This is a genomic window from Prevotella merdae, from assembly GCF_900290275.1.
Lineage (GTDB): Bacteria > Bacteroidota > Bacteroidia > Bacteroidales > Bacteroidaceae > Prevotella > Prevotella merdae.
The window spans coordinates 46,646-67,964 of sequence record NZ_LT985326.1; the positions used below are offsets into that span (position 1 = coordinate 46,646).

Consider the following 21,319-nt stretch of genomic DNA (forward strand, 5'->3'; position numbering starts at 1 on the left):
TTATTTCTTGATATAATACTGTTGCCATAACTGGCTTATTTCTTTAGAATGGGCTGCTTCATCAGCATATACCATATCCACATAGTTTACAAATTCAGCAGTTTTTGGTTGTGAAATGGCTAATTTGCGTATAAGCATATTCTTCTTTTTGTCTTTTTGCAAGTCAGCATTGTCCTTTGCCAAGAATAGAGTCAATCCAATAGACAAAGCCCAAGAACACAGCATGAGTATAAGAGCTAATTGTCTAACATAGCGAGAATACCAAATGCGCCTTATCCAATACCAAGGAATGGTGCAAAGAAGAAACGACGGAACTTCCTTTAATGTCTTGGGCATTGATGGCTGCGTTACGCCAACTTTTGCTTGCACCCCCAAATTTTCACAGATAGAGTCCAATGTATTGCCAATAATCTTGATACAATCATCGGATTTCTTATACCTGTCATTCAAAGAAAAAGCCAAAGCTCGTTCTTTTTCTATAATGTTTAGAAGTCCCTCGCATCTGGAAAGGACAATATCATACCTTTCAGATAGAGTCCCCATGTACTCATCTTGGGTTATTCCAAATTTCTCTTTGTCATTTTTATCCTTTTCCTCACGTTGCTTCTGTCTGCCATCCAACAAGTCTTCGACAGCCGATTTTGCAGCGGATGCCACATCAACTTTGAATTTTTCTACATCTATGTTATCCGTTGGTTGCGAGCCGATTTTGCCTGACAACGAATTGAGCGCATTGATGCAAGTCTGCAATTTGTCTTGCAATTCATCAAGAGTGTCTATCGCTTCGTCCTTCAAAGGAACAGGTTTCTTGTTTGCCATAATCATCTGCGTCTTGGTTTGTACTTTTTCTTGTCCTTGTCGTCATCATCAGAACGTGACGAACCACCACCTCCGCCAACTGACGAAACGGCATGAGGTTGAAGCACTAACTCTGCAACCGCTCCTACAACATCAGACATGCCAATAGAAGTATTATCATCTGTGTCATTAGCAGTTGGAGTGCTTTCTTCGTCTGCAATAGATACGCTTGTCCCATTGTCTGAATTTAGGGAAGAAGACGATGTGAAATAGGACGAGGACTTTGCATTATCCATGCCATTTGCCACCTTGTTTTCCGTGTAGCTTTCGTTTCCGATATTCTCCACAGCACCGACAGCTTTTCGTTCATCAGTCAGTATCTTTTGAATATTTCCCAAGGTAAGACTTCTGTCTATCCTGCCGCCAGAGAATGTGACATTGCCATCAGAGAAAGAAATCCCTTTGACACTTCCGTCCGCCCTGTGTATCAAGTCCATAGTTATACCTTTCTTGGAAAGAGCCTGTCTAAGGCTATCCCAAGTACGACAGTCTTTCAATGCTGCGGTAATGAGGTCATACATTCTGTACTTGGAGGCATCCTTGCCTTTCAGTCGCTCACGGTTCACATTCTTCTTGCCTTTGCCAAATGTCAAGCCGTATTCCCTTGTGAGTGCCTTGGTGATGGCTGCTGACTTCTTGAAGTTGCTGTCACCAGTGATTGCGTTGCCGTCATTATCCACCCTGTTGTACACAATGTGAACATGGTCGTGCGCCTTGTCGTGGTGACGGAAGATGACAAACTGGGTGTTCACTATCCCCATTCTCTGGAGATACTTCCTTGATATTTCCGCTATCAGTTCGTCACTCATTCGCTTGTAATCCTCTGGTGAAAAGCTCAGAGAAATATGCCCGACATACGCTTTGAGTGTCGGGCGAGCCTTGGCTTGAATGTTGAAACTGGCGACAATCGACTTGTTGGTAGAAAGGTCAACACCTTCTGATGCGATGATGTTCGTGTCCTTGTTCTTGATGTCGTTGGCGTATGAGACCAATCCACCAAAGCCCTTGCCCTGCTTAATCTTTGCTATCATAGACTATAACTGTTCGTTGATTTTGATGATAATCTCACTGATGGACTGTGCCAGCCGTTTGTTCTCGTCTGCCACAGCCAAGCCACCATGAATGTGTCCGAGGTGTGCCAGTTGGTTCAAGTTGTTTGCCATGCCCGAAAGGTCACGGATGTACTTCGTGAGTTCCCTTGAAATCGGCTCTTTGACATAGCCGTTTACAGCAAGATTATATACCAAGGTGGACAGCGGAGTGTTGTCTCTCCTCTGTATGCGGAGCAACTTTCGGTAGTTGGCATCGTCAAAATACACCTTCACAGGGTGGGTGCGCTGCGTTCCTTTCGGCTGTTTCGGGCGACCGCCTCTTTTCTTATGTTCTGTTGATGTTGGGGATGTCATTGTCCTATCGTGTCTGAAGCACCTGTGCGGACACTCCCGGCTTGTGAGCCGTGGTTTTGTGGTACACTAAACCTATACTTGCTCCCCAACATCCCCAATAATCAAAGATACGCTTGGCGGTTCGACTGACCTACAAGAGATAGATTTGCCAACAGCCTTGCCGTAAGGTGAAGCTATGGCGAACTTAGGGAAGAAAAGAAGCAAGGCTCTCAGAGAATGTCTTGACTGGTGCTGTGGTGTTACAAATGTTACTTCTTGGCTCTGTCATTGAGTATCTTCTGAATGTCCGACAAGGCAAACAGACGCTGCCGTCCCATCTTGGCAGGGACAAGATAGCCTGACTTCGCCCAAGACCATAAAGTGGTGGCGCATACACGGCACATTTTGGCTGCTTCCTCTGCGGTCAGCCATTTCTCCTCGTCGGGATTGTTTGCCAGTTCCATTGCCTTGATCTCCTGCGACTTTGTTATAAGTCGATCGGCAAAGGTGACCAGATCCTCGGAGGTCACTTCTACCTTGAAGTGCGCTCCATTCTGTATCATTGAGTATAAATCCATATTATTCCTTTCTTTTGATTGTTGTGTGAATACGTGAACCATCAACCGATAAGGTCAACAAGTCCACGCTTTATGTCATCATCTATTGTTCGGTATCGTGCGAACGCTCGGCTTCCGTTGGCGTGACCAGACATAGAGGAAATCAAATTCGGGTCTTGCACTTGCTTGTAGAGATTTCCGATGAAAGTTCTTCGGGCAGCATGGGAAGTGGCAACTTCGCATATCGGTCGCATCTCGTTCTGTCGGGTCTGAGGGTTGAGTATCGGCACTTTCCTGTCAAGATGTGCCAGTTCCATGACCGCACGGACAGCCTTGTTGAAGTCTGCCACGTTGTAGTGTGGAAACAGCGAAAGGGTCGGTCTGTCTTTGTATCTGTCATAGATAGCGAGAGCTTTCTCTGTAAGAGGAACACGGACGGTTCTTCCGTCGTGATTCTTGGTCTTCTGCGGAAGATACTCCACCACACCGTCTATGACATTCTCCTTTTTGAGGTTGAGCAGGTCACCGAAACGGCAACCGAGGAAGCACTGGAAGACGAACATATCTCGGAACGTAGCCAAGTGCGGATTGTCCGAAAGGTCAAGTTCGTAAAGACAATCACGCTCCTCTATGCTGATATACCAAGGAGTTCCATATACGGCTTTTGGCATTTCAAACTGTAGAAACGGATTGTTGGTGGTGATGCCACGATGTATGCACCACATGAAGACTGTCCGCAGGCGTGCGAAGTTGGAGTGCAGCGTGTTGTCTGAACGCACGGCTTGCGTCACAGACTTTGCCGCATTTCTGTACAGATATGGGTATAACTTGACATACTCATGCTCATGCACCAAGAACTGGTAGAAGTCTTCCAAATCTTCTGCTGTAGTATTGTCAATGCCCATTACATAGTCGGTGCGTTTCTTCACGGTCTTCTGGTATTGTTCGAAGCGTTCTATCTTCCCGATATTGGCACGTATTACGGATGCCTGTCTTTTCTCAAAGCCTTTTGCCTGAATGTATTGCTCCACAAGCACCGACAACCTTGTCTCCTGGCATTGGTTGTCTTTCAACTTGTAGGCATTGGGATGATGGAAGACGAATATCACACGTTTCAGCCATTCTGCGGTTGCCCCTATATAGTATTCTTTTGATATGAGTCTCTTCAAGTCAAGAATGGCATCATTAAGCTGCTGTCTCTCGCTATCCTTTACCAAAGCTATGCGCTGTTTGTAACTCTGACGCTTGGAATCCCAATGGTTGGGATTGATGGTCAGTTCGCTCGCACACTTGATGTCACATTTCTCGTCACGGACACGGAAATATATTGTAGCCTTGTCTTTGGCTGATGTCTTGCGTATAAAAGCGGTTACGTTCATAATCGTCACTTTATAAGGTTGATAATTTCACGTTTCATGTCATCGTCTATGGTGCGGTATCGGGCGAATGCTCGGCTGTTAGGAGCATGTCCTGTGAGAGAAGCCACCAACGCCTGGTCTTTGACATGCTTGTAGATGTTCGCTATAAAGGTTCTTCGTGCGACATGGCTTGTAGCCACCTCATACAAAGGCTTCATTTCCTCTTGCCGTGTTAGCGGATTGAGAACTGGCACCATGCGGTTGACACCAGAGAGTTCAAGAACAAACTGGATAGCCAAGTTGTAGAAATGCTCATCCAACAAAGGGAACATTCTCGGGCTGTACTTCTCGTACTTCGCCAGTATATTCAATGCCTTGCCGCATAGGGGAACACGGACTACCTCTGTCTTGCCTTTGTTGAGGTTCTTGCTCGGTATGTATTCCAAGAAATCCCCAACGACATTCTCTCTTGTTAAAGCGAACAAATCGCCAACACGACAACCAACAAGACAGTGGAACACAAACATATCCCTTGCCAGTTCGATACGTGGACTGATTGAGAGGTCTCTGTGCAGCACTTGGTCACGTTCCTCAATGGTGAGGTAGTAAGGGATGCCGTACACATGCTTGTCCACCTTGACCGTTCGAAATGAGGTGTCAGTGGTGTAGCCTTTCTTCACGCACCAGTTCAAGAACGCCTTTAACCTTGTTCCTCCACTAAAGGCGGAATTGGCAGATGATGGCTTCATTGTATTGCGGTAAATCTCAAATCGGCTGAAGAAGTCGGGATTGTTGGCGAAGTATGTGTATTCCTCAGTGATATACTTCATAAAGCGCTCTAACTCGTCCGCTCCAAAATTCTCGATACGAAGAACAAAGTCCTTACGACCTTCCATTTCCTTTTGCCATGCCTCATAGCGGTGAAGTCTACGGAATATGGATGTGATAGCACATTTGCTTTCCGCTCCATTCTTTACCTCTCTCAAATACTGCTCGGCTCTGTCAAAGAAACCAGTCTTGGTGTTGTCAATGTCCTCATGCTCCTTTCCCTGCTTGTCGGGATTGAAATAGTTATCTACAATATGGTGCAGGAAGTCAAGTGTACAGCCTGTGTGATATTCTTTGCCGACCAAAAGAAGAATGTCTGCGAGTTGTCTGTTGAACTTGTCCTTCACTTCTTGAGGCACATTGCTTTCTTTTGAATAGCCAGGCACGGATGCGTCATAATGGATAGGGTCAATATACAAGTTTGTGGATATTTTGTAATCAACGTCCTTTCCGTCTCTCAACCTTACATAAACGGCAGAATTACTCTTGCGAAAATACGGTATAATCTTCATCTCAAAAACAAATTTATGAATGTTCAAAACTGGGGTAATATTACCCTTTTTCAATGCAAAGATAATATGGTTCCCACAAATGTTCCCATAGAAATCAAACTTTATGCAAACCGATTAAGTATTATTATAATTCACTTTTACGCTGTAATTCATTGTGTATGAAGTGTTATTGTTCGATAAGTATGATTTTATGCAAGTATTATATTTAGTTGGATTTACCCCAAAATTGATTTCCTCCGTCACTGTTGTAAGCGCGGTGGTACCTGCCGTATAGTCACCAGCCGAGTTCTGCGCCATGGCAATGCCACCGCCCACAAGGAGCATCAATGCCAATGTCTTCAAGCGTCCTGAAGAGAGAACACTCTTGGCGGTCTTCTTCAGATAGTTTGTTGTTTTCTTAAACATTCTTTCTTGTTTTACTTGTTAATGATTCGTTTGGCAACACCTTATTATAATTATATAGAAAGGTGTTGTCGCTTTCACATGATATACTCTTCTGCAGTTGAGTCTTAAATCTGGTAGCCAAAGAATGCCGGGAACAGGATGGATGCACCTATCATAAACAGACAGGCTCCTATCAGCGTCAGTATGGACTTGGTGACTCCATCTTCCCCTGTGTTCATCTTGATGTATATCTGCAAAGCGGATATAATCACCATCACAGCAGCGACGGCGTATGTCAGATACAGCACATACAGCATCATCGTCACCACATAATCGTGCATTTCTGCCAGTGCGTCTGCTCCCCAGCTGTAGTCCACATTGCCACATTTGGCTGATGCGGACAGGGGGAGCAGCGCAAAGACAAAGGAACTTACTACATTCTTTATGATATGGCTAAATTTCATCCTTGACTGGTATTGTTTTGATGTTTGGTTGTCCTGGCTTTGTCTCGCCTTGTCTCAATAGGCTCTCCGTAAAGTCGTCCTGCCATAGTCCGTCTATCCATATGGGAGAAGTGGACTCCATCTGTCCATCCATCTTTTCCTGCAACGACTCGGCTGCGTTCTTCGGTTTCTGTTGGTTGACATCATTTTCTTCGTCTTCATCAACATCATCTTCTCTGCCAGAAGAATCCGTACCAGGAGGACAACCATTCGTTCCGTTACTCTCTGTTCCCATGCCATAGTCCTCATCGTATGATGTGCCGTCTTGGAAACCTGTGTCGTATTGCTTGTCGGCAACACTAAAGCCACCATCACTTTCGTTGACGGCTACTGCGGCTTCCTCTTCCGTTATGTTGCTAATGTCAAACACTTCCTCGTTGCTCTTGGCTTCTTCCTTCTTACCATACAGGTCTCTCGTTATCATCACCGCATAGTAGATAGCGTATGCAATGGTAAGGCTGATGGCGAATATCAAAAATGAACTCATATAATACTTTGTTTTATTGATGATTTATACTCTATGCAGTGGCAAAAGTGCCAGTTGCGAGTGCAAAGTAAAGAGTAAAATCCGACATAAAAGAATTTTGTAAAGTATGGTCGCCAAAGTTTAAGATATATTCAATTTATAACTATATATCATACTCTCAATCATACTTTAATCAGTTTATTCTGTTAGTTTTCGCATGTTTGGCAAAAGGGCATAAAAAAAGCCCTCCGAATGGGAGAGCTTGATAAGGCATATCGTAATACCTTTATTTTTCCATGTATAGTTTCAGTTCCTGAGTGATATATGTCCAAACTTCTTGGAAGGTTAGTGGCTCCTTGAATTTGATTTTCTTCAAATAACTATTCCACATAATATTTCGTTTGGCATCTGTCGCAAAAGAATCCTCGAAAAGGCTATAATCCGTAGAGATGGCGGTGCCTCTGTTCTCAAACGTGGCTGTGATGGCTTCTTGCAATGTGTTCAAGTCAATATTTCCTGCTTTGAGTATTCTGTACACATCAAAGAAGTCTTTCATGCGGCTGTTTTCTGTCGCATGGTCTATCATTGCCTGATACTTTTCAGCCACCACGGTCTCTAAAGAGTAAGCCAAGATGTCAACTTCTGGCAATGTGTCCAGCAACACCGGATAAGAAAGATCAACAGGCGCAGGTGTTATTATGTCGCCAAAGCCTACATCCATGGAAATGACTTGGCTTGCCGTGTCAAGTCCTACCTTGACATGCACTCGCACACCATTATATTCTTTTTTGAGCGTGATTTCTTCTACACTAATGCTGTCCTTGTCAAAGACAACTCCGTCTTCCAGACATTCTATGTCGCATAAATTTCGGAATGTCTCCTTGATATTGTCCAACTCACGGCTAATCTGTTGACCAAGGAAGTCTATGTCCAATGTTGGTCTTGCTTTCAAATGCTCATGGGCATACAGTAATGCACCACCTTTCAATATGAAGCGTTCTTTGTATGGACTTACCGACAGACGGTATAACAGACGCTCCTGAAAGTATCGTGTCAATATCGATTGGTAGAAAACATTCTCTTCTTTCGATATATTAAGCAGTTTCGCTCTTACTGAGCGAGCATAATTCTTCGTTGTCATATTTCTTGTTTTATAGTTCCATTTGTAGATATGTTCCCAATGTTTTGGCAACTCTCAGTTGTGAGGCATATTTCATCAGTTTGCTGACATTGCGGTCTCTGCGTTTAAGATATTCCTTTATAATCTCCGTACAGACATCTATGCCAATTTTGTTTCTATACTTTACAGCATCACAGACACATTTCTCAACATCATATATCCTCACCTTGAACCCCTCAATCTCTGTATTCGTAATTCCAAGGTTAAAGGCGGTATCACTCCAATGGTATAGTGTGATTGGGGGATAATCTGGAAGGGTGATTTTTCGGCCTCTTTTTATTGCAAGACAATATTCTTGTGGTACTTGTGTAGTCATCTGATAATGTGACCAAGCGGAATACAGACACAACACACCACCAGGAACAACCTTTTCCACATCAAGCATTTGACTTGCCAAATGGTCATCGGTTGCATACACACCTCTTTTTATTCTGGTGAGTTCGCCATTCTTGGCAGCTTGCAATACTTTATAGTATGCAGCTCTTCCTGCCATATCTTTTGCAGAGATATAGCCTTCAGATTTTGGATTTGTCATACACTTTTCCATGATTTGCATCTTTAATTCTGTACAAAGTTACTACATATTTTCAAAAGTGTAGTATGTTTGTACAAAAATCTACGCAAAAATCACGCAAACGATAGTTTTCTACGGAGAATATTGACTTTCTCCGTAGAAAATTATCGCTTTATACATCCTCTTTATGCGGAATAATGGATTTCCTGCCTATCAGATAATCATTGACATCCTTGTATTCTGCATATCTTGTGGATTCGTTGATTGCCTTGTTTTGATAACGCTCCATGATTGTATGGGCAGCCATCAGTCCTGCCTTGTCATTATCAAGATAACAATGGATAGCAGTGTAACACGCCAATCGTTCCATGCATTTCCCAAGGCTACTGATAGAGTTCAGTACAATATAATCACATGGCTCTTGTATGCAAATCACATTGTCGCCTCGCTTTTCCAAAGTCTTGTACGACAGAAAGTCCATAAACCCCTCGAAGATGCAGCATCTGTCCTGCACTCCAACTTGCTGTGAATGTATCAAGGATATGTCTTTCTCGCCCAAACAACCTTTATAATATGGGTTACGCAGCTCATAACCATCCCTGTTATTTGGAAAGGCTATACCAAAATACCGCTTGCCCTTAAACGTGTACCAGATCTCCTTGCAATAGCGTTTACCTATGTCCGCATCCACATGGCGTGAACGCAGATACGACATAAGCACAGGGTAGGACAATTCTTGGATATGTACTTTGTCCATCTTGTCTGTCTCTACTTGTGTCGGTATGGGAGGTTTTGCCTTTGTGGACTTTGGGTTGTTCATGTCCGCTGCTATATGCTGCAATGCTGTACCCACATCATCCGTATTGTAGAGAAGTTGAGCAAGAGCAATGATATTGCCACCTTTACCAAGAGCAAAGTCATACCATTGGTTTCGGCTGAAGTTCACCTTGAACGATGGCTTTGTCTCCGCATGCAATGGCGACAGATAATAAGATGTGGACTTGCTGCATCGTTTGGGCTGATGTCCCAATGCGCTCAGATAGTCCGTGAGTTTGATTTCCTTTGCTTGTTGTATGTTCATCTTTCATTCATTTTTTGTTCATTCGTGCGCTTATTATATATACACCAGAGTGAATGAACGGTTTTGTGAAGTCATTTTGTCGTATGTCCATGTAGTTAAATATGATGCCACTTCACAAAATCCGTCCGTTCTACTATTATATATACACCGAGGTGAATGAAGTGGTTTTTGAAGTGATTTTCGCTTCATCCTCACTTCTTCACCTCCTGCTCTTCAAGCAGCGGAAGCGAAGGGTAGTCCTTCATTCTGCAATACTCGTTATTGCCACACTTCACCACCAGTTTGCTCTTCAATAGGAAGGTCAGCAACTTTGACATCACTGTTCTACCTCTGGCAAAACCAATAGTTGTATAACCTTTCGTCAATGCGTTTATCACATTCTCATAACCTGACACCACTTTCTTGCCAAAAGCCATTCCAAGTGCCTTGTCATGCTGCTCATCGGTAATGTCGGCTATTGTCATCTTCGGCTGTTTGGCTGTGGTGGAGTCAACCACATAGTCCTTGGCAATTTCTGGAAGTCCCTCCTTGTTTATTTGGAACGCAAAGGGCGCAAAGTCCTTGTCTCGGATGTTGAGCGGTTTCACTTCACTCACATTCGCCATCGAATTGCTCTTGCTTATCACAAGTACCGTCTCTGCCTTGTTGCTGAGTTCCGTTCCTATGTGACCTCTTACATTGTCATCACCCTTGTTCAAGTGTAGGACACAATGTATGTGCAGGTCATAGCGGCTTGACCACTGCATCAGTTTGTTGATGATATGGACGGACTCGCTCGGATTGTTGATGTCGAGCATCAAGTCCCTTATGCCGTCAATGATGACCAAGCCAAAGCCCTTTTGCGTCTGCAAGGCATATTCTATCAGTCGCAGTCTGAGGTTGGGACTGTACTCTCGCAGTCCGAAGAACACAAGGTTCTCACTGTTCATGTTGTCGGGCAATCCTGCAAGCCGGAGGATGCGCTGCATCACGCTGTGACAGTGGAAACGGCTCTGCTCCGTATCAACGTAGAGTATCTTACGCTTGTCATCGGGTAGTTTTGCCGTATATTGCAGCACCTTTCCGTTAGCAAGCGAGGCAGCTACCAAAGCGGACACGTTGAACGTCTTTCGGCTCTTCGCCTTGCCTGTGGAGGCACTGAAGTTGCCAAGCGTGGCTATAGTCGAGTTGTCCACCCATATTATCTGTGGCGGTGTCTGGTAGGTCTCGTCCGCATGGATAAGCGATGCCTTCAGCAACTTTTCCAACAAATCAGCATTGTCCGCTGCGCCTTCAAAGAGGCTCATGTCGTTCATTTCTTCCATCGTCATCTGCTCTTCAAAGGTTTGTTCATCACATAGCGTATGGCATCCTGCTCATACACCTCTTTTGTTTTCACAGGGTGCTTCTTGATCCATTCCACCAGTTCTTCCTTGCTGAAATAGATGGTCTTGCCGTTTGGCTTGTAATGGGGAATGGCAAAGGTACGTGTCAGTTTGTAAAGCTGACTCTTTGAAGCGTCAAGGAATACGCTTGCCTCGTCAAGGGTGAGCACGTCTTTTCCTGCAAAGAGCCATTTTTCCAAGCACTTGATGCGGTTCAACACATCCTCCACTGGTCCAAGCAGCTTGAATGCTTCTTCCATTTGTTGAATGCGCTCGGCAAGTCTCATTGGTGTCATATCTGCCAGTTCTGGTTCTGTCAACTCGTGTTTATCCACGTCTATCGTTGGCGGTAGGATAGTGCCATCCTTTGGTGGATTGTTTGCCTGATTTGTTGTCTGTCCAATCATTGTCGTAATTTTGTTTATCGTTACACATAACGAGGTCGCCCTCCATAACCAGGTTTCTGATTACGGAGGGCAAAGGTAAGGGCATTTCTGCCCAATCGGATGGAAGTGCGCTTGACTGTCAACCGACTATCAAGCCAACTGTCAAGGTTTTCATCTGTCAGATGGTATCCTTGCTGTCATTTTTACCGCAATCTGCTATTTCTTGCACTTTCTTGCGGATAGCCTCATAGATACTGGCGTTAGTACTTTTGGCATCACTGTTTGCTGAGGACAGCTTGGTTGTTGTAAGTGGCTTGTCTGTTGATGAAGAAAGGATGAGTTTATGCTTGGCAATGACCGATTGCCATTGCTTGCAAATCAAGTTCTTGCTGCAGAGCATGTCAAAGAAGAATGCCACACGTCTGTTACTTCTCGCCTTTAGCTGCTTGCAGACTTGGCACGAGAAGAGTTTTCGCATATCTTCTTCCGACACATCGGCTGAGAACAAATGAACCTCATTGGCATGGCGCGCAATGAGGTTCAACTGAGTAGAATCAAAGTAACATTGAAAGTCCTGTTTCGGTTTGGTTTCTTGTGCTGTTTGTAATATTGACGGTGGTTTACCATGGAGATACTGACCGTTTGGAGGCGGCTCCGTGGTGTTGAACTTGTGATGAAGAGCCTTGTAGTCATGATACTCGAAATCCACTTTGGTAAAGAATATGACTACCAAGTCCTCACGTTCTTCAAGAAACTCCTCCATGATGTAGAAGTTCTTCTTGTGCTCGTTCTTTCCTGCCGCATACTGGCAGTCCGTATAGGAATGGCTGTTGAGAAAGTCCTTTTTGTAGCGGTGATACAGTTTACCGCATCCTATGACTTCCGTCTGATAGCACTCATGGGCTTCCTTGAAGAACAGCCACAATTTGTTGGTACCACAAATGCCACCTACACCGTTAGCGAAGGTGCATTCATTGCATTGGGGTAAAAAGAGAGAACGAGGAGTCTTCTCGTCCTTGGTTGTTTGATGTATTATTATGTTCCATTTTTATTCTTCGAACGCACTGTCCAATAGGGAAACAGCCTCGTCCTTTTTCTTGTTGATGATTTTTGCGTAAATTTGTGTCGTGCGCACCTCCGTATGACCGAGAAGTTTGCTTGTAGTGTATAGGTCTGCGCCCATGGTCAGCTCCATCGTGGCGAACGTGTGTCTTGAGACATGGTAGGTCACATGTTTGCTGATACCTGCCGCACGGCTCCATTCCGGGATGCAGTCGTAGTTCTTGCTTGGCAGTGTTGGAAACACCTTGTCCTCGTCACTCGCAGATCCACGCTCAGGCATCCAACGAAGGGCTTGCTTGTTGAGAGGAAGATAGAGAGGCTGCTTGGTCTTGTACTGCAATATCTCAACTCGTGTCTTGTCACCCTCGGTGATGATGTTCTTCCACTTCAAACTCTTCACGTCACTGATACGGAGTCCGCAGAAGCATGAAAACAGGAACGCCGCCTTGATATCCTCACGCTTGCAAGGGGTGTCAATCAGTCTCTTCACCTCGTCAACGGTCAGATACTCTCGCTTGGTACCGCCACCTTTCAGAACATCCATGCGAAGACGCAATACGGGATTGTCGTCCATTATCTCTTCCTCAATAGCCATGTTGAAGGCTGCTTTGAGGCATTTGAGATAGTTCATCACCGTGGACTTGGACGGATGGGTGTGCTTGTAGGTGATATAGTCGTTCAACAAGAACACCATGAAACCATTGCAGTATTCCTTGGTCATCTCTGCGAGTGTCACGTTTGGCGAGTGTTCTCTCACTGCATTCAGCACGCTGTTCACCCAGTTTCGGGCAGATTGTCTTCCTCGCTCCACTTGTGCGTCACGGAATATCTCCAACCAATCCACAAGTCGCATTTTGATTCTTGACTTGTCTTTGAGCCCTGCGATACCGTTAGTGATGCTCATGATGCGTTGTGCCTTGATGGCATAGACTGCTTGCATCGTCTGCTTGTTCTGCTCCCTGGCAGCTGCGTCAACCTCTGGTATGAGATAAAGGCGCAGATAATCATAGGTACGGCGACCGTTGACATTGATGGATAGATAGACCGACTTGTTGCCGTTGGCAAGTTCCTTGAAGCGGATTCTCACAGGCTCCTTGGTCTTAGAATTTCTCTTGCGCTCAGTCTCTGCAACGGCAATCTCTGTCTTCACCTTCTTAGTGGCAAGATACTCCTTGTATTTGTCCACGTTGGCATCTGGATCTTCTCCGTGCGGCTTGTAGCCTCTTCTGCCGACACGCTTCTCAAAAGTTCCGTCCTTCAATGCCTTCATGCGTTCCTTGGCCTTTTTCTCAGCTTCTTTCCAGATTTCCTTGTGTTTCTCCTCGCTGTCATCCTTACGAAGGTAAAGACCAACTGACTCATAGGCACGTTGTCCCTTACCATAATATATATCAAGGAAGAGGGAACGGTCTCCATTGCGCATCTTGCGACTACGGACTATCACAGAACTGGTGTATTCCTCAACTTTCTCCACTTGGTTCAGCTCGTCAGAAGGATCCGTGAAAGTTTCTCCATTGACAACCTCTCGCATCTTGCGTTCTTTCAGACGCTCTGCGGTTTCCATGACCAAGGCATTATTCTGCTTGTCAGCCTCGGTAATCTCTGGGTTGATATAGAGCTTCAGAAACTCGTACTTGCGCTCACCATTATAATATATGTCGAAGTAGAGCGACTTGCTGCCGTTGGCAAGGTTCTTGAAACGAAGAGTGACAGCTTCACGCTTGTTGGGTCTGCCTCTATGTTTTTTGATTGTTCCATCTATGGCTCTGTCCTCACCGTCATCATCAATAAACTTCCATTGGTGTCCTTCTCTGCCAGAAACGGCTCCGACGACTTCGTTTACCTCACGTTCCTTTCCTTGGGTACTTTTGCCAGTTTTAGCAGTATTGCCATTCTCCTTCTTGCTTACTCGTGCAGTCTTCTTGCTTGCAGTAGTTGTAGAAGCCGGATGTTCCAAAGAAGCCTTCACTATTTCCAACTTTCCCGATAGGATTTCTTGCACTCGCTGGTTCTTGATAACTTCTGCCTTCTGCAAGGTCTCGGCATTGACAGCCTTAGCCTTATCATCGTCCTCAGGAAGCAGATAAAGCTTCAAGAACTCATACGACCTCTTTCCACTTTTGTAAGTGTCGAGATAAATCGACTTTGTACCATTTGCTAAATCCTTGTAGCGTATGCGCACAGGTTCATTGTTACTTCTCATGTTACTTTGTTATTTATTCTACTTATTGTCATTTTGCGAGATTTGTTACTCACGGTGCAAAGATACGAAAAATAATTGGATTTGTTACCCAAAACAAGAACCAATTACGAACCATTAACTATGATAAATTATAAAATCAAATAGTAGAGTAACAAACAAATAACAAAATACATACTTTATTAAATGCCTACTATATGCTGTATATATTAGCATTTACACACATTTTCTTATCATTTTGAATGTTGCATGAGATTTGACGTTGTATTGGCGTTGTATCAGAGTTGCTTATTCCAATAGCTGAATGAGTGAGAGAGTCTGAAGACTTGGGATGAGCGAGAAATAGAGACTCCCACGTCTTTTTTTGTATCTATCCAATATTTATTAATCGCCTATTCTCGGGAGTTCTGCAAGGCATTTATTTTTTATTACTATGGCAAATAATAAGAACGAAGATCTTCAGTCTCGCAGAGATTTCTTCAAGAAAGCAGGAAAGAGCATTCTGCCTGTTTTGGGTATAGTTATGTTGTCAAGCTTTCCAACTATAGTGAATGCTGCAGAAAAGACAACAAGCGGTTGTAATGCAAATTGTGAATCCACCTGTGAAACTGGATGTTATACAAGTTGTCATGTCGCTTGCGGAGGTAGCTGTAAAGGTGGCTGCATTAACTCTTGCTCTGGCAGTTGTAAAGGCTCATCCAAATAACAAGCCTAACCTTTTCATAAGGTTATGATACTATGCAAGACATACAGATCTAACCTTTAGTTTTTTTTCAGACTTGTTCATACTTAACTTCAGCAAGTTCAGAGAATACATAAGCCAAGAGATCATCTAACAAGCCCAAAGAACATTTGCTTCCTACAGCCGACAGAAGTCACTACTTATGCAATAACTTCTGAACTTGCAAAAGTTCAATAATTAACTTAAGAAAAATATGGATAATAAAACACTGAAATCAAGAAGGGATTTCTTTAAAAAGGTACTTAATGGAACGTTACCTTTTTTGGGATTTTTTACTTTTCTCAATATTCCCTTAAATTCATTTGCAAATAATAACTGGTCGGGAGATTGTTCATGTAAGGGGCATTGTGAGCATTCTTGTACGGCAGATTGTACAAACTCCTGCCGCTCTTGTGAAATATCATGTTCTAATGATTGCGACAATGGATGCCTTGGAAGTTGTCATGGAGATTGCAAGAGATCATGTCTATATAGTTGTATTGAATCATGTAAAAACTATTTACGCTAATCTATGGAAACAATAAAAGAACGAAATAAAGGTTGGCAAAATGGCACTGCCAAGAACATCACGTTTATTGTAACTAAGGATTGCCAATTGGCCTGTAAATATTGCTACCTCGTAGGCAAGAACTCGAAAGAGCGTATGACCTGGGAGGTGGCAAAAGCCGCCATTGACTATATACTCGACCATGAGGATGAGATGAAGGAAGAGAGTGTAGTATGGGACTTTATTGGTGGCGAACCTTTCTTGGAAATAGAATTGATAGATAAGATTTGTGATTATCTTAAGCTGGAGATGTTTCGCCGTAACCACCATTGGTTTAATTCCTACCGCTTCTCTTTCTCCACTAACGGCATCAATTATGATACGGAAAAGGTACAGAACTTCATCAAGAAAAATCGAGAACATTTAAGTATTGGTATTACGATTGATGGAACCAAGCGCAAACATGATCTCAACCGCATATGGAAAACAAAGGAGATGGAGCAAGGCATGAAGCTTAAGCCTGAAGAGGAAAAGGGGTCTTATGAGGATGTTGTAAAAAACATTCCATTATGGTTAAAACAATTCCCTAATGCAGGAACTAAGGTTACGATTAGCAGTGCTGATATTCCATATATCAAGGAGAGCGTGCTTCATCTTTACTCGTTAGGCATACATGAGGTGAATATCAATTGTGTGTTTGAGGATGTATGGAAGGATGGTGACGATGCTCTTTTCGAAAATCAACTTACAGAACTGGCTGATGCAATAATCGATGGCGACTATTATCATGAATATACCTGTTCTTTCTTCTCCGAGCATATGGGCAAGCCCCTTGACTGTCAGCTGCAAAACCAAAACTGGTGTGGTGCAGGTATGATGCTGGCTGTGGACGCAGAAGGCAACTTTTATCCATGTACTCGTTTTGCACAATATTCATTGCGTGACAAGAAGGCTTGGATTATTGGCAATATCCATGAGGGTATTAACCATAATAAGCTTAGACCATTCTTGACCTTGGACAGATGTACACAATCTACACAAGAGTGTATTGACTGTGAAGTGGCTGAAGGTTGCGCTTGGTGTCAAGGCGAAAATTATGACGCTGCCGATACTCCTACTGTTTATCAGCGTTCTACTGCCATATGCAAGATGCACAAGGCAAGGGTTAGAGCGAACAATTATTATTGGAACAAACTATACCGTAAACTCGAAAAGGAAGGAGGTGAGAAATGATACAATATCTTGTAATATTGCTGGATGACACATCTACATCTTTCTGCCATTACTCAAATAACAGGAAAGAACGCAATTTGATGCCACTTGATATTTTGAAGGCTGGTATTATTTATGCTATGAAAGAAAACCTTAACATCCAATTTGTTTACCCTTGTTATGAGCTGCCCGAAGAGTATCTTAAAGTAATTGACAATATAGACCATACCAATATACAGCCTTCGGGTAATGCGGACAATGGAGATGTCATTGTGTTGGACGGTATTAACGATATAAAAACATCCAAGTATAAGAAAGGCGGGTCTTATGTCTTACGAATAGACAAGCTATCTTTGTTTACACAAGTAGAAAAGGTATGCAAGTTGCTGCATCAGGTTGACCGTCTGAATATCGTGATGTCTGATGCTGAGACTTTCAAGGACGAAGATACCGAAGCATATAATGGAGTTCTGAAAATGTTGGCAGCAACAATAGAGAGCATCTACATTAACGGCAAAAATGTACAATGTAATCTCTTGACCGACAGAATGATGCTTTACAAGATGAACAATTGTGGCGCTGGTGATACAACAATAACCTTGGCACCTAATGGAATGTTCTATGTTTGTCCCGCCTTCTATTTTGCAGACGATGAAGATGCTATAGGAAACTTGAATTATAGTATTGGAGACTTGAAGAGTGGATTGGATATAAAAAATTCTCAGTTGTATAAACTAGACCATGCTCCACTATGTCGTAAATGCGATGCTTATCAATGCAAGCGTTGTATTTGGCTGAATCGCAAAATGACATACGAGGTGAACACCCCAAGTCATGAACAATGTGTAATGGCCCACTTAGAACGCAATGCAAGCCGCGATTTGTTGCAAAGCATACGTAGGCATGGCAATTTCTTACCAGGGCATAATATAAACGAAATAAAATATCTTGATCCTTTTGAAGTGAGAAAGGAAAAGTTATAATAATATTAATAACAATAGAATTATGGCAATAAAAAAAGTTGTAGGTCAGGTTACACCTGAGGAAAAAAATGAAATACAGCAGTTGTTCGAACGTCGCAATGGCTTGAACGAATTGGCTAAGATATTGACACCTGAGAATGCCGATTTGTATGAGAAATTGGTGAAAGACTTAGGCGAAACAGCTTTTAAGTTCCAATCGTGGTGGAACAGAATGGCTGATAAATACCAATGGGAAAGTACAAACAACGGCAACTGGGAAATTAATTTCGATACATGTGAAATATATTTAGTGGCATAAGGCTATGAGGATAATGTTGTTAATGATAGGAACATCCGAGTTGCTGCTTATAGCAGCCTTGGTATTGTTGCTCTTTGGCGGTAAGAAATTGCCAGAGATGATGAAGGGATTGGGACAAGGTGTTCGTAGTTTTAAAGATGGAATGAAAGACGTTTCGGATGAGAACGTACATGAGCCACAATCTAGCCAACAAATGCAAGCAACGGATGAAGCTTCTGATAAAAATAAGGAGCAAACAGAATATAAAAAGAAAGAGAATGAAAAATAATCAGAATGATAATCTGATGACTTTTGGGGAGCATCTTGAGGTATTCCGCAAGATGCTCTTTCGCATCATTGGCATTACGGTTTGCTTGACAGTATTTATTTTTTGCGCAAAAGAAACCACATTCAATTTGTTGTTAGCCCCATGCGACAATCATTTCATTACTTATCGTTTAATAGAGGACTTTTTGGGACAAATGGGTATGGATTTTCATTTCGATCATTACTCAATCCAAATGATAAATACCGAATTGTCAAGCCAGTTCATAACTCATGTTTCTACATCTGTGTATCTGTCATTGCTATTAGTTTCTCCTTATATCGTAGTAGAGCTATACCACTACATTGCTCCAGCATTATATGATAACGAGCGTCGATACTCTGTGTCTGTGGCAACTGCCATATACCTTTTGTTCATCTTAGGAGTGCTGATGAGCTACTTTGTGTTGTTTCCTTTTGCCTTGCGTTTCTTGGGCACTTATCAGGTAGCGGCAAGTGTGGTGAATCAGATTAATCTGGATTCATACATTTCTACATTTGTAACATTAACACTTATGATGGGATTGGTTTTCCAACTGCCCATCATGTCATTTTTCTTGGCAAAGATGGGAATATTGCAGGCCACATTTATGAAGAAATATCGTCGGCATGCACTTGTACTAATAGGCATTGTAGCTGCTGTGATTACACCTCCCGACCTATTCACTTGCTTTATGGTTATGATGCCAATGTATGGATTATACGAACTAAGCATATTGATAGTGGAACGGATAAAAACTATATAACATAACGTGAGTTCGACGAAATACAAGTGTCTGAAAATCGCACAAAAAAGCAAGTGTCATATATTTGACACTTGCATTTCCATAGTAATCAATCTGCTATTTTTACAATACGGCCTCCCTTATCCCCATACTTTCTCCGAGATACGCTTTACAAGTTGTAGTTTTGCCCATTGCTGCTCAACAGTAAGCTTATTACCAATTGCACAAGAGGCGAAACCACATTGTGGCGAGAGCGAAAGGCGCTCCAATGGTATGTATTTGGCAGCCTCGTGGATGCGAGCTATAACTTCGTCTTCGTCTTCAAGTTCAGGGCGCTTTGTGGTTATCAGTCCGAGTACCACATGCTTGTCAGGACTAACCTTTGCTAAAGGCTCAAAGCCACCAGAGCGCTCATCGTCGTATTCAAGATATAGCACATCTACATTCTCGCGAGCAAAAGCCCTATCGGCTACAGAGTCGTAGGCACCACTATTAAACCATGTGGAATGATAGTTACCACGGCAAATGTGTGTTGCCACTACCAAATCTGCAGGACGCCCTTCTATAGCGAGGTTGTTGACTGTTAGTAGCTGTTCTTTTACATCATCGAGGTTGCTACCTAATTCCTTATATCGCTGTGATGAAATAGAATTTGAACTACCTAAAATTGCTCCCCACGAGCAATCATCAAGTTGGAGATATCTACCTCCTACGGCATAGAACTGACGAATGAAATCCTGGTATACAGCAGCAATATCGTTTATAAGGTCATTGATATTAGGATATATGGCTCTTGTGCCAAGGAAGTTCTTGGGTAGATTGAGCTGTTGGAATAGCTGTGCTGGCGCAGGAATGGTGAGTTTTGCGATATGCTTGTCGTCTTCATATTTCTTTAGCTTCTTGTAAGCCTCGATGAATGGATGAGGCTGTGCAGTAAGTTTGCCTGTGAGATAAACTTTGTCAAGACGTGCTGTCTCGCCATTGAAGGCTATATCGCCACCAGGCTCATGGGTAACACCACCAAAACCCCAGAAGAAATCAAGGTGCCAGAATATGCGATTAAATTCTCCATCTGTGATGAGGGTATAGCCTAATTCCTTCTGCTTCTCTACAAGTTGTGCTACGTATTCGTCGCGATTGCTATCGTTGAGATCTGCTGGACGAAGAAAACTGCCTACGAAATCAGCTCGCTGTGGAACCTGAATACCATTAATAGTCTTTGTCATAATTGTTGTTTGTTTTTATTGTTATCATTTTTTCGTTTGCAAAGGTATGATAGTTGCGTGCTTCGGCAAAGAATATTTGGTGAGTTAAGGAAAATATGCTACTTTTGTGCTCGAAAACTTTGTAATAACAGAATATTATTCGGTGAAAAATGAAATTCTCGGAACTTGATAGTATAGATCGCAAGATATTGCACATCCTTCAAGAGGATAGTACGCTTACAGTAAAAGAACTTGCTATGAGGGTTAATCTCTCAACCTCGCCCACCTTCGACCGCCAAAAGCGATTGGAGCGTGAGGGCTTTATCAAAGGCTATCATGCCATACTCGATGCTAAGAAGACAGACAATGGTATGACGGTATTGTGTAATATGCGCCTTAAGCGCCATTCGCAAATGCTGATGGATGACTTTATGGAGGCGATACAAGATATAGAAGAAATCACCGAGTGCTATAATACGAGTGGTGAATATGACTTCACGCTGAAAATACAAACTCGCGATATGGAGTCATACCAAGAGTTTATGCGCACCAAGCTTGGCAATATCGATAGCGTAGGCTATTTCCATAGTGTATTCGTTATGAAAGAAGTGAAGAATACACATGGTGTGCCTGTAAAAATGGGGTAGAATGGTTCAGCTTATCTTTGCAGATGAACTTTTGATAGCATCTCTGCAGATTAGAATTAACAGAGTATTGAATATTTGT

General features: G+C 43.0%; 23 protein-coding genes and 1 pseudogene. 7 read left to right on the top strand and 17 right to left on the bottom strand.

Annotated elements, in window-relative coordinates; translation table 11 throughout:
- From C9991_RS14220 to C9991_RS14295, 16 genes and pseudogenes are all read right to left on the bottom strand, one after another.
- On the bottom strand, positions 1-819 hold the full coding sequence (locus C9991_RS14220; protein ID WP_157949496.1) for a hypothetical protein: 819 nt from the start codon (positions 817-819) through the stop codon (positions 1-3).
- 2 nt (positions 820-821) lie between these two features.
- Positions 822-1,889, bottom strand: a complete 1,068-nt coding sequence (locus C9991_RS14225) for a relaxase/mobilization nuclease domain-containing protein (protein ID WP_106813172.1) — start codon at positions 1,887-1,889, stop codon at positions 822-824.
- A gap of 3 nt (positions 1,890-1,892) precedes the next feature.
- A complete protein-coding gene (locus C9991_RS14230) occupies positions 1,893-2,264 on the bottom strand; it encodes a MobC family plasmid mobilization relaxosome protein (RefSeq protein ID WP_106813173.1) in 372 nt (123 codons plus the stop codon).
- 248 nt (positions 2,265-2,512) lie between these two features.
- The gene (locus C9991_RS14235; protein WP_157949497.1) at positions 2,513-2,821 is read right to left on the bottom strand and encodes a helix-turn-helix domain-containing protein; all 309 of its coding nucleotides are present in this window, start codon (positions 2,819-2,821) and stop codon (positions 2,513-2,515) included.
- 41 nt (positions 2,822-2,862) lie between these two features.
- Entirely contained in the window at positions 2,863-4,179 is a 1,317-nt protein-coding gene (locus C9991_RS14240; RefSeq protein WP_106813175.1) for a tyrosine-type recombinase/integrase, read from the bottom strand.
- A 5-nt stretch (positions 4,180-4,184) separates the two neighbouring features.
- Positions 4,185-5,498, bottom strand: a complete 1,314-nt coding sequence (locus tag C9991_RS14245; protein WP_106813176.1) for a tyrosine-type recombinase/integrase — start codon at positions 5,496-5,498, stop codon at positions 4,185-4,187.
- A 228-nt stretch (positions 5,499-5,726) separates the two neighbouring features.
- Positions 5,727-5,903 (bottom strand): annotated as a pseudogene (locus C9991_RS14250) (conjugal transfer protein TraE); the annotation flags it as partial.
- Between the two features lie 104 nt (positions 5,904-6,007).
- Complete coding sequence (locus C9991_RS14255) at positions 6,008-6,346, bottom strand: DUF4134 domain-containing protein (RefSeq protein WP_106813177.1); 339 nt, start codon at positions 6,344-6,346, stop codon at positions 6,008-6,010.
- Positions 6,336-6,872 (bottom strand): hypothetical protein, encoded by a 537-nt coding sequence (locus tag C9991_RS14260; protein ID WP_157949498.1) that lies wholly within the window; start codon positions 6,870-6,872, stop codon positions 6,336-6,338. Before C9991_RS14260 ends, C9991_RS14255 begins: the two co-directional genes overlap by 11 nt.
- Positions 6,873-7,137: 265 nt before the next feature.
- Complete coding sequence (locus C9991_RS14265) at positions 7,138-7,992, bottom strand: nucleotidyl transferase AbiEii/AbiGii toxin family protein (RefSeq protein ID WP_106813179.1); 855 nt, start codon at positions 7,990-7,992, stop codon at positions 7,138-7,140.
- Positions 7,993-8,002: 10 nt separating this feature from the next.
- Complete coding sequence (locus tag C9991_RS14270) at positions 8,003-8,566, bottom strand: type IV toxin-antitoxin system AbiEi family antitoxin domain-containing protein (RefSeq protein WP_094881057.1); 564 nt, start codon at positions 8,564-8,566, stop codon at positions 8,003-8,005.
- Positions 8,567-8,717: 151 nt separating this feature from the next.
- Positions 8,718-9,626 carry a DUF8464 domain-containing protein gene (locus C9991_RS14275; protein WP_106813180.1) on the bottom strand — a complete coding sequence of 303 codons (909 nt, stop codon included), beginning with the start codon at positions 9,624-9,626 and terminating at the stop codon, positions 8,718-8,720.
- Between the two features lie 191 nt (positions 9,627-9,817).
- Positions 9,818-10,936: an AAA family ATPase gene (locus tag C9991_RS14280; RefSeq protein ID WP_106813181.1), complete on the bottom strand. Its 1,119-nt coding sequence runs from the start codon at positions 10,934-10,936 to the stop codon at positions 9,818-9,820.
- Positions 10,933-11,397 carry a helix-turn-helix domain-containing protein gene (locus C9991_RS14285; protein WP_411269388.1) on the bottom strand — a complete coding sequence of 155 codons (465 nt, stop codon included), beginning with the start codon at positions 11,395-11,397 and terminating at the stop codon, positions 10,933-10,935. The genes C9991_RS14280 and C9991_RS14285 overlap by 4 nt, the downstream gene beginning before the upstream one ends.
- Positions 11,398-11,554: 157 nt before the next feature.
- Positions 11,555-12,301, bottom strand: coding sequence for a hypothetical protein (locus C9991_RS14290; protein ID WP_106813182.1), 747 nt, complete (start codon positions 12,299-12,301; stop codon positions 11,555-11,557).
- A 123-nt stretch (positions 12,302-12,424) separates the two neighbouring features.
- The gene (locus C9991_RS14295; protein WP_438269219.1) at positions 12,425-14,641 is read right to left on the bottom strand and encodes a site-specific integrase; all 2,217 of its coding nucleotides are present in this window, start codon (positions 14,639-14,641) and stop codon (positions 12,425-12,427) included.
- A 430-nt stretch (positions 14,642-15,071) separates the two neighbouring features.
- Here C9991_RS14295 and C9991_RS17320 point away from each other — a divergent pair, with 430 nt between their 5' ends.
- The 6 genes from C9991_RS17320 to tatC all read left to right on the top strand — a co-directional run bounded on the left by C9991_RS17320 (position 15,072) and on the right by tatC (position 19,409).
- Positions 15,072-15,344 (top strand): Cys-Xaa-Xaa-Xaa repeat radical SAM target protein, encoded by a 273-nt coding sequence (locus tag C9991_RS17320; RefSeq protein WP_106813183.1) that lies wholly within the window; start codon positions 15,072-15,074, stop codon positions 15,342-15,344.
- Positions 15,345-15,891: 547 nt separating this feature from the next.
- Positions 15,892-17,100 (top strand): radical SAM peptide maturase, CXXX-repeat target family, encoded by a 1,209-nt coding sequence (locus tag C9991_RS14325; RefSeq protein ID WP_106813185.1) that lies wholly within the window; start codon positions 15,892-15,894, stop codon positions 17,098-17,100.
- On the top strand, positions 17,097-18,062 hold the full coding sequence (locus C9991_RS14330) for a CXXX repeat peptide maturase (protein WP_106813186.1): 966 nt from the start codon (positions 17,097-17,099) through the stop codon (positions 18,060-18,062). The genes C9991_RS14325 and C9991_RS14330 overlap by 4 nt, the downstream gene beginning before the upstream one ends.
- Positions 18,063-18,084: 22 nt before the next feature.
- Complete coding sequence (locus C9991_RS14335) at positions 18,085-18,360, top strand: CXXX repeat peptide modification system protein (RefSeq protein ID WP_308228278.1); 276 nt, start codon at positions 18,085-18,087, stop codon at positions 18,358-18,360.
- 4 nt (positions 18,361-18,364) lie between these two features.
- Entirely contained in the window at positions 18,365-18,628 is a 264-nt protein-coding gene (locus C9991_RS14340; RefSeq protein WP_232823357.1) for a Sec-independent protein translocase subunit TatA/TatB, read from the top strand.
- Positions 18,618-19,409 (top strand): twin-arginine translocase subunit TatC, encoded by a 792-nt coding sequence (tatC, locus tag C9991_RS14345; RefSeq protein ID WP_106813187.1) that lies wholly within the window; start codon positions 18,618-18,620, stop codon positions 19,407-19,409. Before C9991_RS14340 ends, tatC begins: the two co-directional genes overlap by 11 nt.
- 119 nt (positions 19,410-19,528) lie before the next feature.
- On the opposite strand, the gene C9991_RS14350 is transcribed toward tatC, so the two are convergent.
- Complete coding sequence (locus C9991_RS14350; RefSeq protein WP_198643829.1) at positions 19,529-20,614, bottom strand: 5-methyltetrahydropteroyltriglutamate--homocysteine S-methyltransferase; 1,086 nt, start codon at positions 20,612-20,614, stop codon at positions 19,529-19,531.
- 149 nt (positions 20,615-20,763) lie between these two features.
- Between C9991_RS14350 and C9991_RS14355 the strand changes: the two genes are divergently transcribed.
- On the top strand, positions 20,764-21,240 hold the full coding sequence (locus C9991_RS14355; protein ID WP_021991194.1) for an Lrp/AsnC family transcriptional regulator: 477 nt from the start codon (positions 20,764-20,766) through the stop codon (positions 21,238-21,240).
- Positions 21,241-21,319: the final 79 nt, after the last annotated feature.

Bases quoted from the DNA above. Each gene is read 5' to 3' on its own strand.
- C9991_RS14240 (WP_106813175.1), bottom strand. From the start codon at position 4,179: ATGAACGTAACCGCTTTTATACGCAAGACATCAGCCAAAGACAAGGCT.
- C9991_RS14285 (WP_411269388.1), bottom strand. From the start codon at position 11,397: ATGATTGGACAGACAACAAATCAGGCAAACAATCCACCAAAGGATGGC.
- C9991_RS14280 (WP_106813181.1), bottom strand. From the start codon at position 10,936: ATGACGATGGAAGAAATGAACGACATGAGCCTCTTTGAAGGCGCAGCG.
- C9991_RS17320 (WP_106813183.1), top strand. From the start codon at position 15,072: ATGGCAAATAATAAGAACGAAGATCTTCAGTCTCGCAGAGATTTCTTC.
- C9991_RS14275 (WP_106813180.1), bottom strand. From the start codon at position 9,626: ATGAACATACAACAAGCAAAGGAAATCAAACTCACGGACTATCTGAGC.
- C9991_RS14230 (WP_106813173.1), bottom strand. From the start codon at position 2,264: ATGACATCCCCAACATCAACAGAACATAAGAAAAGAGGCGGTCGCCCG.
- C9991_RS14330 (WP_106813186.1), top strand. From the start codon at position 17,097: ATGATACAATATCTTGTAATATTGCTGGATGACACATCTACATCTTTC.
- C9991_RS14355 (WP_021991194.1), top strand. From the start codon at position 20,764: ATGAAATTCTCGGAACTTGATAGTATAGATCGCAAGATATTGCACATC.
- tatC (WP_106813187.1), top strand. From the start codon at position 18,618: ATGAAAAATAATCAGAATGATAATCTGATGACTTTTGGGGAGCATCTT.
- C9991_RS14325 (WP_106813185.1), top strand. From the start codon at position 15,892: ATGGAAACAATAAAAGAACGAAATAAAGGTTGGCAAAATGGCACTGCC.
- C9991_RS14220 (WP_157949496.1), bottom strand. From the start codon at position 819: ATGGCAAACAAGAAACCTGTTCCTTTGAAGGACGAAGCGATAGACACT.
- C9991_RS14265 (WP_106813179.1), bottom strand. From the start codon at position 7,992: ATGACAACGAAGAATTATGCTCGCTCAGTAAGAGCGAAACTGCTTAAT.
- C9991_RS14260 (WP_157949498.1), bottom strand. From the start codon at position 6,872: ATGAGTTCATTTTTGATATTCGCCATCAGCCTTACCATTGCATACGCT.
- C9991_RS14235 (WP_157949497.1), bottom strand. From the start codon at position 2,821: ATGGATTTATACTCAATGATACAGAATGGAGCGCACTTCAAGGTAGAA.
- C9991_RS14245 (WP_106813176.1), bottom strand. From the start codon at position 5,498: ATGAAGATTATACCGTATTTTCGCAAGAGTAATTCTGCCGTTTATGTA.
- C9991_RS14350 (WP_198643829.1), bottom strand. From the start codon at position 20,614: ATGACAAAGACTATTAATGGTATTCAGGTTCCACAGCGAGCTGATTTC.
- C9991_RS14335 (WP_308228278.1), top strand. From the start codon at position 18,085: ATGGCAATAAAAAAAGTTGTAGGTCAGGTTACACCTGAGGAAAAAAAT.
- C9991_RS14225 (WP_106813172.1), bottom strand. From the start codon at position 1,889: ATGATAGCAAAGATTAAGCAGGGCAAGGGCTTTGGTGGATTGGTCTCA.
- C9991_RS14255 (WP_106813177.1), bottom strand. From the start codon at position 6,346: ATGAAATTTAGCCATATCATAAAGAATGTAGTAAGTTCCTTTGTCTTT.
- C9991_RS14295 (WP_438269219.1), bottom strand. From the start codon at position 14,641: ATGAGAAGTAACAATGAACCTGTGCGCATACGCTACAAGGATTTAGCA.
- C9991_RS14270 (WP_094881057.1), bottom strand. From the start codon at position 8,566: ATGACAAATCCAAAATCTGAAGGCTATATCTCTGCAAAAGATATGGCA.
- C9991_RS14340 (WP_232823357.1), top strand. From the start codon at position 18,365: ATGAGGATAATGTTGTTAATGATAGGAACATCCGAGTTGCTGCTTATA.